This is a genomic window from Winogradskyella pacifica, from assembly GCF_013403915.1.
Classification (GTDB): domain Bacteria; phylum Bacteroidota; class Bacteroidia; order Flavobacteriales; family Flavobacteriaceae; genus Winogradskyella; species Winogradskyella pacifica.
Genome location: NZ_JABFDI010000014.1, coordinates 26,342 through 38,671, shown reverse-complemented (window position 1 = coordinate 38,671; position 12,330 = coordinate 26,342). Strand labels below are relative to the sequence as shown.

The 12,330-nt window shown below is 31.3% G+C and carries 14 protein-coding genes and 1 tRNA gene; 6 read left to right on the top strand and 9 right to left on the bottom strand.

The genetic code is table 11. From position 1 onward, the window contains the following. Nucleotides 1-48 precede the first annotated feature (48 nt). From HM984_RS12680 to HM984_RS12670, 3 genes are all read left to right on the top strand, one after another. A complete protein-coding gene (locus tag HM984_RS12680; RefSeq protein WP_179349419.1) occupies nt 49-1,032 on the top strand; it encodes an SGNH/GDSL hydrolase family protein in 984 nt (327 codons plus the stop codon). Nucleotides 1,033-1,139: 107 nt separating this feature from the next. Next, a complete protein-coding gene (locus HM984_RS12675; protein ID WP_020896410.1) occupies nt 1,140-2,066 on the top strand; it encodes an SPFH domain-containing protein in 927 nt (308 codons plus the stop codon). Further along, nucleotides 2,059-2,580, top strand: coding sequence for a hypothetical protein (locus tag HM984_RS12670; protein ID WP_179349418.1), 522 nt, complete (start codon nt 2,059-2,061; stop codon nt 2,578-2,580). Before HM984_RS12675 ends, HM984_RS12670 begins: the two co-directional genes overlap by 8 nt. 52 nt (nt 2,581-2,632) lie before the next feature. On the opposite strand, the gene HM984_RS12665 is transcribed toward HM984_RS12670, so the two are convergent. From HM984_RS12665 to HM984_RS12650, 4 genes are all read right to left on the bottom strand, one after another. After that, nucleotides 2,633-3,121 (bottom strand): DUF1761 domain-containing protein, encoded by a 489-nt coding sequence (locus HM984_RS12665; RefSeq protein WP_020896412.1) that lies wholly within the window; start codon nt 3,119-3,121, stop codon nt 2,633-2,635. A gap of 92 nt (nt 3,122-3,213) precedes the next feature. Beyond that, nucleotides 3,214-3,426: a hypothetical protein gene (locus HM984_RS12660; RefSeq protein ID WP_179349417.1), complete on the bottom strand. Its 213-nt coding sequence runs from the start codon at nt 3,424-3,426 to the stop codon at nt 3,214-3,216. A 77-nt stretch (nt 3,427-3,503) separates the two neighbouring features. Next, nucleotides 3,504-4,970, bottom strand: a complete 1,467-nt coding sequence (locus HM984_RS12655; protein WP_179349416.1) for a carboxypeptidase-like regulatory domain-containing protein — start codon at nt 4,968-4,970, stop codon at nt 3,504-3,506. A 121-nt stretch (nt 4,971-5,091) separates the two neighbouring features. After that, entirely contained in the window at nt 5,092-7,101 is a 2,010-nt protein-coding gene (locus HM984_RS12650) for a glutamine--tRNA ligase/YqeY domain fusion protein (protein WP_179349415.1), read from the bottom strand. A 155-nt stretch (nt 7,102-7,256) separates the two neighbouring features. Between HM984_RS12650 and HM984_RS12645 the strand changes: the two genes are divergently transcribed. The 3 genes from HM984_RS12645 to HM984_RS12635 all read left to right on the top strand — a co-directional run bounded on the left by HM984_RS12645 (nt 7,257) and on the right by HM984_RS12635 (nt 8,315). Then, nucleotides 7,257-7,457 carry a zinc ribbon domain-containing protein gene (locus HM984_RS12645; RefSeq protein ID WP_115811628.1) on the top strand — a complete coding sequence of 67 codons (201 nt, stop codon included), beginning with the start codon at nt 7,257-7,259 and terminating at the stop codon, nt 7,455-7,457. A 330-nt stretch (nt 7,458-7,787) separates the two neighbouring features. Beyond that, a complete protein-coding gene (gene folB / locus HM984_RS12640) occupies nt 7,788-8,150 on the top strand; it encodes a dihydroneopterin aldolase (RefSeq protein ID WP_179349414.1) in 363 nt (120 codons plus the stop codon). Nucleotides 8,151-8,244: 94 nt separating this feature from the next. After that, a tRNA-Cys gene (locus HM984_RS12635) sits at nt 8,245-8,315 on the top strand. A 140-nt stretch (nt 8,316-8,455) separates the two neighbouring features. Here HM984_RS12635 and HM984_RS12630 read toward each other — a convergent pair. The 5 genes from HM984_RS12630 to HM984_RS12610 all read right to left on the bottom strand — a co-directional run bounded on the left by HM984_RS12630 (nt 8,456) and on the right by HM984_RS12610 (nt 12,287). Beyond that, complete coding sequence (locus HM984_RS12630) at nt 8,456-10,237, bottom strand: potassium channel family protein (RefSeq protein ID WP_179349413.1); 1,782 nt, start codon at nt 10,235-10,237, stop codon at nt 8,456-8,458. Between the two features lie 106 nt (nt 10,238-10,343). Further along, nucleotides 10,344-11,027, bottom strand: a complete 684-nt coding sequence (locus tag HM984_RS12625) for a LysE family translocator (RefSeq protein ID WP_179349412.1) — start codon at nt 11,025-11,027, stop codon at nt 10,344-10,346. A 43-nt stretch (nt 11,028-11,070) separates the two neighbouring features. Then, nucleotides 11,071-11,742 (bottom strand): head GIN domain-containing protein, encoded by a 672-nt coding sequence (locus HM984_RS12620; RefSeq protein ID WP_179349411.1) that lies wholly within the window; start codon nt 11,740-11,742, stop codon nt 11,071-11,073. A 9-nt stretch (nt 11,743-11,751) separates the two neighbouring features. After that, a complete protein-coding gene (locus HM984_RS12615; RefSeq protein ID WP_179349410.1) occupies nt 11,752-11,988 on the bottom strand; it encodes a hypothetical protein in 237 nt (78 codons plus the stop codon). Continuing rightward, nucleotides 11,988-12,287, bottom strand: coding sequence for a YbjQ family protein (locus HM984_RS12610; RefSeq protein ID WP_092466027.1), 300 nt, complete (start codon nt 12,285-12,287; stop codon nt 11,988-11,990). The genes HM984_RS12615 and HM984_RS12610 overlap by 1 nt, the downstream gene beginning before the upstream one ends. Between the last annotated feature and the right edge of the window lie 43 nt (nt 12,288-12,330).

The following is a 12,330-nucleotide window of genomic DNA, read 5'->3' as shown; positions in this document are numbered from 1 at the left end:
AAGGCCTGTAAGGTTTTGAAAACCTGACAGGTCTGAAACATCAAAATTATGAAGTCTTATTTTTTCCTTTTAGTATTTAGTCTCGGTTTAGCCACGTCTTGTAAAAGTGAAAAAAAAGCAGAATTACCAATAGCTACTGTAGCATTACCATTACATAATAAACGGGTGTTAATTTTAGGTAATAGCATTACACAACATGGTTATTATATAGACTTTATAGACTATTATTTACGTAAGCACTATACTGATAATTCATTAGATATTATCAGTATTGGCTTATCTAGTGAAACTATTTCGGGTAGTTCTGAACCTGGTCGCGACTTTCCAAGACCTAATGTTAGAGAACGTTTAGACAGGGCTTTAAAAGACATAAAACCAGATGTTGTTTTGGCTTGTTATGGGATGAACGATGGAAATTATCATCCATTAGATAGTCTTCGATTTGAAGACTACAAAAATGGGATTTCCGAATTAAAAACTAAGGTTGAAGGTATTGGCGCTCAATTAATCTTATTGACTCCTACCCTTTTTGATCCTAATCCGATTGCAGATCGTGTTTCAAAAGAAGGAGAACCTCATGCATATTGGCATCCTTATTATAAATACAATGACGTCTTAACTGTTTATTCCGATTGGCTATTAAGTCTCGAAACTGAAGAACTTCAAGTTATAGATTTACACCATCACCTTAATCCTATTTTGGAGAATATGAAACGTATAACATCGGATTCTACCTTTGTTCCAGATGGAGTACATCCTAATAAAATTGGTCATTTTTATATGGCTCAGAAAATTTTAAAAGATTTATATCCTGAGGTTTCTATCGAAAATCCTGTTTCAGAAATTGAACGTTTAGAGACCGATTCGCTATATAGTTTAGTCTCTAAAAGACGTGTATTACGCGCTGAAGGTTGGCGTAATTATATTGGCTATACTAAAGATGGCAATACCGTTAAATCCGATTCTATTTCTGCAACTATAACTAATGTAGAACTATTGGATGACGCTATTTTAAAATTATTGAAACCTTAAAATAAGTTTTCCTAATTTTAAAATGTTGCACATCGTAATATCTGCTGCATTTCAATTTAAATAACTTACTTTTAATGACACTTATTTTTTAACTAAATAAACTTATTATGGGTCAATTTATCCTAGTTCCAATTTTATTAATTGCATTATTTATATTGTTTTCATCCTTCTTTATGGTGAAGCAACAAACCGCTGCCATTATTGAACGTTTTGGAAAATTTCACAGTATTCGTCAATCGGGTTTACATATGAAAATTCCATTAGTCGACAAGGTTTCTGGACGTTTGAGTTTAAAGATTCAACAATTAGATGTTATCATTGAAACCAAAACATTAGATGATGTATTTGTAAAACTAAAAGTTTCTGTACAGTACAAAGTGGTCACAGAACGTGTTTACGATGCGTTTTATAAGTTAGATTATCCACATGATCAGATTACGAGTTATGTCTTTGATGTGGTACGTGCTGAAGTCCCAAAAATGAAATTAGATGATGTTTTTGTGAAGAAAGATGATATTGCATTGGCTGTAAAAGCGGAATTAAATGATGCTATGATGGATTACGGATTTGATATTATCAGAACTTTAGTGACTGATATTGATCCAGATCCACAAGTAAAAATAGCTATGAACCGTATTAACGCTGCAGATAGAGAAAAAACAGCGGCTCAGTATGAAGGTGATGCACAACGAATTTTAATTGTTGAAAAAGCCAAAGCAGAAGCTGAAAGTAAGCGTCTACAAGGACAAGGTATTGCTGATCAACGTCGTGAAATTGCACGTGGTTTAGAAGAATCAGTTGATGTTTTAAATCGTGTTGGTATTAACAGTCAAGAAGCTTCAGCATTAATAGTTGTAACACAGCATTACGATACTTTACAAGCTATTGGAAGTGAAACGAACAGTAACTTAATTCTTTTACCTAATTCTCCACAAGCAGGAAGCCAAATGTTAAATGATATGGTCGCTAGTTTTACAGCGAGCAATCAAATTGGTGAGGCCATGAAAAATCAGAAAAAGAAAGATGATGAATAATATCAAAAGGATACTACTATTTGTTTTAATAGCGACAAGCGTAAATGTATTTTCTCAAACTAAAACAGACGCTTTAAAGGATGCTAAAACAACCTCTAAAGCAACTTTAGAAATGGACTTTGAAACGGTTCTTAAACATACACTTCCATCGGTATTAGACATGATGGGTGGTAAAGACGCTGCTTTAAAGGTTATAGAATCTACTTTTGAAAATATGAAAGCACAAGGCTTTGTGTTTGAAAAAGCTGATATTAACGGTGTTTCCGAAATTGTTAAAGAACAAGGTCAGTTTCGATGTGTTATTGAAGGTTACAATCAAATGGTGCTGTCCGGACAACGTATTTCTTCTAAAAGTTACCTCTTAGGAATTTATAATGAAGCAGATAAGTATTGGTGGTTTATTGAAGCTAAGCAATTAAAAAATGAAGCTTTAACAAAACAAGTTTTACCAAATTTTGAAACGGCTCTAGAGATTCCTGACGATGAAGTAAAGGTCGAACTCATAGAAGATTAAATTATAAAAGAACCTCGAAAGTTAATTTTCGAGGTTTTTTTATTTCAATTCGTTATAAACCGCAAAGAATACTTCCCATTACGGTCAATGTAACAATCCAATACCCAGCATTTATAGCGATATATTTAGTGCTTTTTCTCTCGAATAATGCAATGGTTCCAATAATTGGAAGTGCTCCAAGTATCCCAAACATAGCTCCGTGTAAGGCACCATGCTTAAACGTTCTAAATGTATTTCCATAATCGGCCATAAACGCTTCAAAAGATGGTTTTGCTAATTCTGGCTCTGCTCCTACCATGCTTAAAGCTCCCCATTGATGGTTTGTAAATTGCATTAACAAAAAACTCAACATAGCAGCAAACACTAATGCTAAGCCAAAAATAATTGCAATATTTCCACTTTTCATGCGCTCTTCTGTCATTCCAGATTCTCGCATCCAAGCCATTCCGAAACCAAATTTAGGATTGTACCACAACGCTCCAATAAATAAAGCAGCCACAGCTGCAATGGGAATGGCAATAAAGTTAATTGGTAATTCCATAGTATAGTGTGATTAGTTAGTTGTTTTAAATGTACAAAAAAACCTCATAATTAATTTTATGAGGTTTTTTTATAGTTAAAAATGTATTATGATCAGTGGCCTTCTTCTTTATATCTATCTCTAATTTCCTTTAACTCATTGAGATAATTTTCTAAATCTGAAGTATCTACACTCGCGCTTTTGTTAGAGCCATGAGGTAATGTACTTCTGGTTTCGCTTAAATATTTTTGAAGTTCTGGGTAATTTTCTTCAATATCTCTAGTTACTATAGAGATTTTTGTAAGTATTTTTTGTGATTTATCCATAATTAACATTATTTATCTCAAGTTAGGTCTTTATAAATTCAGTCTATCTCAAATAATTGTTAAAACCTCAAGCTTTATTAGTTCGTTTGATAATTTATAATTTCTTGTACAGGGCTAAGAACACTATAATCTTTCCAAATAGAAGAATCATATTTTGATATATAACTTATTGGATATTCATTAGTAATTTTAAAAGCTGAATCACCTTGCAATGATCCTTTATTTATAAAGAATAATTCACTTTTAGCTATATAATCTTGTTCAATCATAAACTTTAATTTTAACTGTTGTTTATCGGTATGTTCAGCGGTATTGTTTCTAATAAATTTAAGCGAACGGTTGATATAAACATAGTTTCCATTTTCTTGACTGATAAAATATAAGTCATAAACAGCATTTTCATTCTTTTTAAAAATCACTGTAGAACGATACGCATTTTCTTCGAACTTAAAGCCTGCTAAAAATTTAAGATTCATTTTAGAACCCGTTCTATTTTCAGCAAATTCATATTCTAGCTTTACAACAGCAAAATCGGACGTGTTTACATACATTTTACCTGTGTATTTAGCTGAACGTTTTGTGGGATTAAAGCTAATGCTGTAAGTTGCTTCATCGTTGAGATAACTGATTCCGTCAATTGAATACTCGTAGCCTTTATCTTCGAATATAAAATCTAAATTTGAGTTTTCTACCAGTGAATTGTTTCTAATAATCCTAGATACCTTATTATTAATTACAGTGGTCTTTCCTTTTTTAGAATCAGAATCTTCCTTTATAATTTTCCCCACTTTAAGTGAATCTTCAATAGTAAATATGCTTGTTTTTAATTTGTAGGTTGCCGAAGAATCTAACACATTAAGTACACTTTTAATTAATTTACCATTCACCGCATCGGTGGATAAATCTTTTTCAATATTCACTAATTTAGTTGCTTTTATAATCTGACTCTGTGTACTATCTGCAATATGCAATAGGTCTAATAGTGTATCTTCATAAAACTTAGAATTATTATTGACCATCAGTTGACTCATGGTCTCAAAGTTTTTATTAATGTCTTTAATTGTTGCTCTGTTGAAATTGGAAGATTTTGAAACTTCAAAGTCGAAATCTTTAATATTAAAATTGCTGCTTTCTCTCATAAAAATCCTTTGATTATCATTTACAGGATAGTTTTTTGAGATATTTGCTCTCACATTTTCCAAAATTTCTTCAATAGACAAAAGTTTGTTTGTAATAAAAACTTCTGAAAGCTCACTTATAGAATCTTCTAAAACATATGTTGGTTTTGTAAATGTTGAAAGTTGAAATTCTAATGATTTATACCCCAAACATGAAATTGAAACGTTATCCGAGTCTGAAAAATTATCCGTTTCTAGTGTAAAAACACCCTCCTCATTAGTTATAACTCCATAATTTGGACCAATCTGAAGTGTAACATAAGGAATAGGATTATTATCAATATCTACAATTTTGCCAGTAATAGTCTGACAAAAAACGGTATTTCCAATAAGAAGAAACGTTAGAATGAGCGTAATTTTTTTCATGTATTTGAATTTGAAATTTAGACACCCTAAACTACTTTAAATTATTTAATTTTTTTAAAAAAATACCTACAAGGATTTGAAAACCTTGTAGGTACATTAAAATAATAAGAAAATATAAATATTAAATATCTGAAGCCTCAGCAACTAAAACCTCATTCTTATCGGCTTTAGCCTTCTCAATAAACTCGTTAATAGCATCATTTCTTTCTAAGCCATTTTTAAGCATCACTTTCAACGCAATTAAAGTTGCGATACGTGTACCTGCTTTTTTTACAGCTGTGCCAAATAAAGGCTCTAATTCATCATAACTAACATCTTTAGCAAGCACTTCTATTTCAGCTTTAGCTTTTAGTTGTTTTTCTTCAGCTAAATTGGTGTATTTCTTCCCTAATTGTTGAATAACACTTATAGCAGAACGTTTTTGCAGATTCGGCTTTGGTTTGTTTTGATTTTCATTAGCCTGAGGTTTTGGTTTTTGCTTTGCCCAACTATCTCTTAATCCAACTGTTTTATTAAATACTAATTTTTCAGCTGTAGAATCATCATCGACATTAAAATAACCTAAACGTTGAAATTGAAACTGCTCCCCTACTTCAACATCTGCCAAACTAGGTTCTAAATAACCTGTTTTTAATGTTAAAGATTTCGGGTTTACATATTCCATAAAATCTTTGTCCTTATCGCTATCTGGAGATTCGTGCATAAACAAACGATCGTACTCTCTAATTTCTGCAGTTATTGCATGTTTTATAGACACCCAATGCAAAGTTCCCTTTACTTTTTTAGAGGTGTCTTCATCATAAGTACAATGGATTTCTGTTATCTCTCCATTGTCGTCTTTTACAATACTATTGGCTTTAATGATATAGGCATTTTTTAAGCGGACTTCGCCTCCAAGTTGTAATCTAAAAAACTTAGCTCCTGCTTCCTCTTTAAAATCCTCTTTTTCGATATAAATTTCTCTAGAAAAAGGTACTTTTCTAAAGCCTGCAGAATCATCTTCCTGATTGTTTTCAGCTTCTAACCATTCTTCTTTATCTTCAGGATAATTAGTAATCACCACTTTTACTGGATCTAAAACGGCCATCACACGATTCGCAGATTTGTTTAAATCTTCACGAATACAGAATTCTAAAAGTGATACATCAATGACGTTTTCGCGTTTAGCAACTCCTACTTTATCAATAAACTTTCTAATGGAATTTGGTGTATAACCACGACGACGTAAGCCAGAAATCGTAGGCATACGTGGATCATCCCAACCAGAAACAATTCCTTCTTCAACCAAACGTAATAACTTACGCTTGCTCATTATGGTATAACTTAGGTTTAATCGTGCAAATTCGCGTTGTTTTGGAGGCATTGGCAACGCTTCCTTAGCATAGTCGTATATATGATCTCTAAACCAATTATAAAGCTCTCTATGTGGTTTAAACTCTAAAGAACATAAACTGTGTGACACTTGTTCGATGTAATCACTTTCGCCATGTGTCCAATCGTACATCGGGTAAATACACCAATCGTTACCTGTTCTGTGGTGTTCGGTATGCATAATACGATACATCATAGGATCTCGCATGAGCATATTTGGACTTTCCATATCAATTTTAGCACGCAGAATATGTGTACCAGCTGGGAATTCTCCAGCTTTCATACGTTTGAATAAATCTAAATTCTCTTCAACACTACGACTTCTATACGGACTATTTGTTCCTACTTGCGTAGGAGTTCCTTTTTGTTGTGCTATTTCTTCAGACGTTTGGCTATCGACATAGGCTTTACCATCTTTTATCATTTGAACTGCCCAATCATACAACTTCTGAAAATAATCAGACGAATACAATTCATTCGCCCATTGGTAACCTAACCAAGCAATATCTTTTTTTATAGCATCTACATACTCCTGCTCTTCTTTTGCAGGATTTGTATCGTCGAATCTTAAGTTGACAGGCGCATTATACGTTTCACCCAATCCGAAACTAATACCAATAGCTTTGGTATGACCAATGTGTAAATACCCATTTGGCTCTGGTGGAAAACGAAAGCGAAGCTTATCTTTTGATAAACCATTAGCCAAATCTTCTTCTATAATATGCTCAATAAAATTGAGTGCTTTTTTTTCTTCTGACATGTTTTAGGTGTTAGCTGTTAGGTATTAGCTGTTAGGTGAAATCCTTATACAGCTACAATTCTCAACATCATTATTCCGGGTGGTAAAATTAAACAAATTGTAACATTTATTTACTTTTTTAGTCTGATAGTATGAATCAATAACCGAAGACTAAAATGAACTATAAATGTCCGAAATGCAATAATAACACCTATACTGTTGACCAAATGCGAGCCACTGGTGGTACGTTTTCTAAAATCTTTGATATTCAAAATAAAAAATTTACATCAGTTACTTGTAAAAAGTGTACGTATACTGAGTTTTATAAAGCTAAAACTAGTGCTATTAGTAACATTTTTGATTTGTTTACGAGTTAGAAAAGCGTAAAGATCGCTTCGCTGTAAGAATCGAGAACCAAGAGACAAGACTTATTAGTGGTAACTGATGCTAATTCGGTTTTTATTTGAGTTTTATCTTTTTACATAATTATTGTAAATGTCACTTCGACTTCGCTCAGTGACCAATATTTAACAATCAAATTAATATAAAGTAATTCAGGTTTATCGAGAAACTAATTGGTCAGGTTTTAAAGACGCTTAATACAATTTTTAAATAATACATATCTAATTATCAATTAGCTACAATTTAATCTTTGTTCTTGGTTCTAAAAGCAAGCGCTCTAATATCTTTTATATTATTTTTGCTATATGGGAATAATAAAAGTTGAAAATATAAGAGTCTTTGCTAATCACGGCTGTTTAAAAGAAGAAACAGCTATTGGTAGTGATTACAAAGTAGATATTGAAGTTAAGGCTAATTTACAAACCTCAGCAGCATCTGATGAATTGAGTGATACTGTAGATTATGTGTTGCTAAATAAAATAGTTAGAGAAGAAATGGCAAAACCTTCTAAGCTTTTAGAAACGGTTGCCAAGCGTATTTTGAATCGTGTTTTTATTGAAGAAGCCTTAATTACTAAAGCTACAGTTGCAGTTAGTAAAATTAATCCGCCAATTGGTGGTGATGTTGAGATGGTTACGATAAAAATGACTCAAAAGCGAAAAAAGTAAAGCTATTTAGGGTATAACGTATATAATTTTTATATTTGCGCTCTCGTTAAATTAAGTTTAAATTGATGAGATTCCTTTTTTTAAAGGAATAAAGGGTGTCGTGGCCGAGTGGCTAGGCAGTGGTCTGCAACACCATCTACAGCGGTTCGAATCCGCTCGACACCTCAAAAAGCTTCTAAGTTCTCTTAGAGGCTTTTTTTATTTTTTAAATTTTAAGAAATTTTAGATTAATGGTTACAAGATTTGAAACTTATCGCTTTAGTAACTTCAAAAAATCTTCAACTTCTATAAGGTGTTTTACTAATCTAACTTAATATTTGAGAGATTAAAGTCACACTGAATAAGGTTAGAAATATCCAACCAATAAAGCCTTCTACTATCGCTAAATACCGACCGATTCCTTTAATAGGAATTTCCCCAAAACCTAGGGTTGTAAACGAATTAATACTAAGTGTTAGCGCATTAAATAAGATAGATAGTACCTTTATGAGTAAATACCCAAGCATTAGGACTCCTATTAAAAAACTATAAACCACTCTTTTGAATGATGATAACTCATGCCAGCTAATTTTTACAACGTTAAGATAGTTCCAAAACGATAATTTAATTTCAATTAGTTTCGTTTGAGTATTTATAAATAACAACGAAAAAAATGAAAATACTTTTGGTACGTGATTTCTATTAGTTACTAATGCTGATTTTGTATTAGAATTTTGAAGGATTTTATTCTCATCTATCTCATACGCTTTAATAATAGTAGCATCTGTTGTAAAATAATTGATGGATTGTGTGATGCCTTTATTATATCTATTGAGGTTAATTTTATTCCAAGAATTAGTTGAAAACAGAAATAAAAAAGCAAAAATTAAAATAATTTTAAAGGAAGATATGACTATTTTGGAAGGACTTGTTCCATAATCTGAAAAGCGTTCCAAAAACCGATTGACAATCATTTCAAAGTAGGTTGTAAATGATTTATCATCTTCATAAAGATGTTCTAATCGCTCCGTTTCTAACTGCTTTATTTTGATGTATACATCGTTTGCCGACTGTCTGTCGTGAAAATCTTTAAAATAAGAATGAAATTTACTAAGTAGAGTCAATTCATTTTTATAATACGATTCATCTGTAACTCTAGTGTTAGTATAAAGTGAATCATATTTTTTATTGTTCATACTACTTAAGCTTTCACTATTGGCAAATATATAATGAGCAGGTATTATTTTATTCTTTGTTATAGGCCATTGCATTTCATATTCAGCTTGTATTTTGTCAATACCGAAAAGTAAATCTGTATTAATAGTATTATTAATAAATGATAAAAATTCAGAATTAGTAAGAAATAAGTAATTCCAAAATTTAGAATGGATTTCATTCCTTGAAAAATACACTTCTTTAGTATTAAAGCTTTGTATACTAAATGTTGCATTACTATAATTGATAATATTTTTATTGAAACCAAATGCGGAACCCTTCGAAATACTTATTCGAAGTAAAGGTGTTCTAAAAGTAGAGCTATAATCATCAGTGCCAGAATAATTAAAGGTACAATAGGTTATATCAATATTAAATTCACCTTTTTCTCCCAAATCCAAGATATCTACCTCTGCGTTAAACACACAATTATGTAACCAAAATAAATTATAAATATTGGAATCCGTAGCAACAGAACTATTTCGAGTAAATGTATCGTTAAACTTACAATGGAAAAATATGACATTTGAAGTGTTAGTAAATTGAATAGGTTTATGAAAGCTAAAATTAACAAATCCATAATTATTTAAAGGACTTGTATTATTTTCAAAACGTACATTATCAAAATTTACAGTTTTATAGATATGAATGGTATCAGTAGGATACTTTTTCCCTTTAAATCTGTATTCATATAAGCTATACCTTTCACTCTTTGTTTTATCAAATTTAACGATAGCATTTTTAAGAGAAAATATAGAATCTTTACCGTTGGTTAATTCATTTATTAGTTCTGAAAAAGCTATTTCTTTTAGTTCAGCAGTAGTGTTAGTAGTTTGAGCGTTAATGCTAAAAAAGGAAATAAAAAAAAATACTAGTAGTAGTCTATATGTCATTCTATAACTTATTTTAAACATAAATACAATGGCGTTGAATTTACTAATAATATTATAAAATAACTTCAGTACGTACTTTATACGTCAATAAAAATTATAGAAATGCTTAATCTATAGGATTAACAAGCTCTATCTGTTCTATCCCCTTTTCATAAAGATCCGGGAATAAACCTTGACTTAATAGAATAATCCCAAAAACTAAAATAACCAAGGCTACAATTTTTTTGGTCTTAAAAATTCGTCGTGGAGTCAGTTTACTTTTAAGTCGTTTTGCAGCTGCTATTTTAACCAGATCTGTTAAAAAATAAGCTATTAACATGGTTATAATAAAGATAGCTACGCCGTTTTCAGAGGTTGTAATAGAAGTTCCAATCACTATAAACCCTAACCAGCCTAATAGTACACCAATATTGATAAAATTAAGTAGAAATCCTTTTACAAAAAGCTTACCATAATCCTTTTTAGGAAGCTCTATTCTATGATGTTCTCTTACAATAGATCGGAACGATTTAGAGGTTTTTATAAAACTGATTAATCCGTAAATAATCAATAAAGTACCACCAAAGACCAATAATTTTGGATCGTCTTTTATTTTTTCTAAAAGTGTATCTGTGCTTTTAAAAATAACTAAGATAAAAACAATATCAGCGAAAATTACACCTAAATCAAATATAATGGCACTAGTAATGCCTTTGGTTACACTAGTTTCTAATAGTACAAAAAAAACTGGTCCAATAGTAAAGGCTAAAATTATTCCAAAGGGAATGGCTGTTAAGATATCGTCTAACATGTAAAACTTGCGGTTTACACAAATGTAAGAAACTCAACGGAACTTACATACGTTTTATTTTACCACCAAGAATTGTACGTTCTTCAACTTGTTTTGGTTTGCCATAAATATAGACATTTCCACCTGCTTTAATTCTAGCATTGGCAGATTCTGTAGCATGGACATAAGCTTCTCCAGCTGCGTTAATACTAACGTCTGTCTTTTCGGTAATAAAATCTTCACCATTAAAAACGCCACCAGTATAAATTGAAATATCTTGATTTTTAGAACTTCCGATTGTATTAATAATACCTCCTGTAACGGCTCTAAAATTAGCATAAGTTGTTTCTAAATCGGCCGTAATCTCTGCTCCTTCTTGTACTCTTAAATCTATTTCGTATTGCTTTATAGTTTCCTTTACTGTCACTTTTGCACCCTCGTTAGCATCTATTTCATCAACCTTGGTGAAATAAAGTAATACAACCGTATCGTCACCATCGTAGCTTTCTCTAAGATTCATGCGTATTTTAAGTTTTCCGTTGTTATTAACAACTTCAACATCATTTCTGTTTTTACCTGAAATGACGACTTTATTTTCATCAGAAGCCATCATTTTAAGATGAATTAAATCAAACACCTTTACGGTTGAAAATTCACCAACTTGTTTTTCAATGCCATCTTGAGCATTAATAAATAACGTACAAATTAACGTTAATACTAAACCTATCTTTTTCATAAAACATCCTTATTTTAAGGTAAATACTCTTTTCATAAATAACCATTTTAACTGAATTTCGTCTCCAGATTGCTTTTTTACAACCCGTCTTTGGGGAGTTAAAATAATGGTGAATACAGCAGATAATACTGCTAATACCATTTGATTAATATCTACAAAAATAGCTTGAATACTAAATCTGATCATCACATAAATAACGGCAAATATTAAAAAAACGTATATGCCAGCTTTTGTACTTGTCTTCATTAAACGGCAACTTTTACTGCAGTTCCTGTTACAGAAACCATTGCATAATTAGAGGTTGTTAACTCAATTTCTACTTTAATACCCACAACGGCATTTGCATTAAGCTTAGCTGCGTTATCTTGTAACGTTTGAAACGCTTCTTCTTTTACAGTCTCAATACTAACTTGTAGTTTATTGTAATATTTAGACATACTAAAACCCATGGCAATAGCTTGCTTGTTTATGGCAACACCTGTTACAATACCTAAATAATCTATGATATTATGGTTTTCTATAGAATTAGTGGTCGTAAGAATCATCTATTAAAAATTTATTTATAAGTCCCTTTTTAAGTTGAACTAT

Bases quoted from the DNA above. Each gene is read 5' to 3' on its own strand.
- HM984_RS12680 (WP_179349419.1), top strand. From the start codon at position 49: ATGAAGTCTTATTTTTTCCTTTTAGTATTTAGTCTCGGTTTAGCCACG.
- HM984_RS12675 (WP_020896410.1), top strand. From the start codon at position 1,140: ATGGGTCAATTTATCCTAGTTCCAATTTTATTAATTGCATTATTTATA.
- HM984_RS12670 (WP_179349418.1), top strand. From the start codon at position 2,059: ATGAATAATATCAAAAGGATACTACTATTTGTTTTAATAGCGACAAGC.
- HM984_RS12665 (WP_020896412.1), bottom strand. From the start codon at position 3,121: ATGGAATTACCAATTAACTTTATTGCCATTCCCATTGCAGCTGTGGCT.
- HM984_RS12660 (WP_179349417.1), bottom strand. From the start codon at position 3,426: ATGGATAAATCACAAAAAATACTTACAAAAATCTCTATAGTAACTAGA.
- HM984_RS12655 (WP_179349416.1), bottom strand. From the start codon at position 4,970: ATGAAAAAAATTACGCTCATTCTAACGTTTCTTCTTATTGGAAATACC.
- HM984_RS12650 (WP_179349415.1), bottom strand. From the start codon at position 7,101: ATGTCAGAAGAAAAAAAAGCACTCAATTTTATTGAGCATATTATAGAA.
- HM984_RS12645 (WP_115811628.1), top strand. From the start codon at position 7,257: ATGAACTATAAATGTCCGAAATGCAATAATAACACCTATACTGTTGAC.
- folB (WP_179349414.1), top strand. From the start codon at position 7,788: ATGGGAATAATAAAAGTTGAAAATATAAGAGTCTTTGCTAATCACGGC.
- HM984_RS12630 (WP_179349413.1), bottom strand. From the start codon at position 10,237: ATGACATATAGACTACTACTAGTATTTTTTTTTATTTCCTTTTTTAGC.
- HM984_RS12625 (WP_179349412.1), bottom strand. From the start codon at position 11,027: ATGTTAGACGATATCTTAACAGCCATTCCCTTTGGAATAATTTTAGCC.
- HM984_RS12620 (WP_179349411.1), bottom strand. From the start codon at position 11,742: ATGAAAAAGATAGGTTTAGTATTAACGTTAATTTGTACGTTATTTATT.
- HM984_RS12615 (WP_179349410.1), bottom strand. From the start codon at position 11,988: ATGAAGACAAGTACAAAAGCTGGCATATACGTTTTTTTAATATTTGCC.
- HM984_RS12610 (WP_092466027.1), bottom strand. From the start codon at position 12,287: ATGATTCTTACGACCACTAATTCTATAGAAAACCATAATATCATAGAT.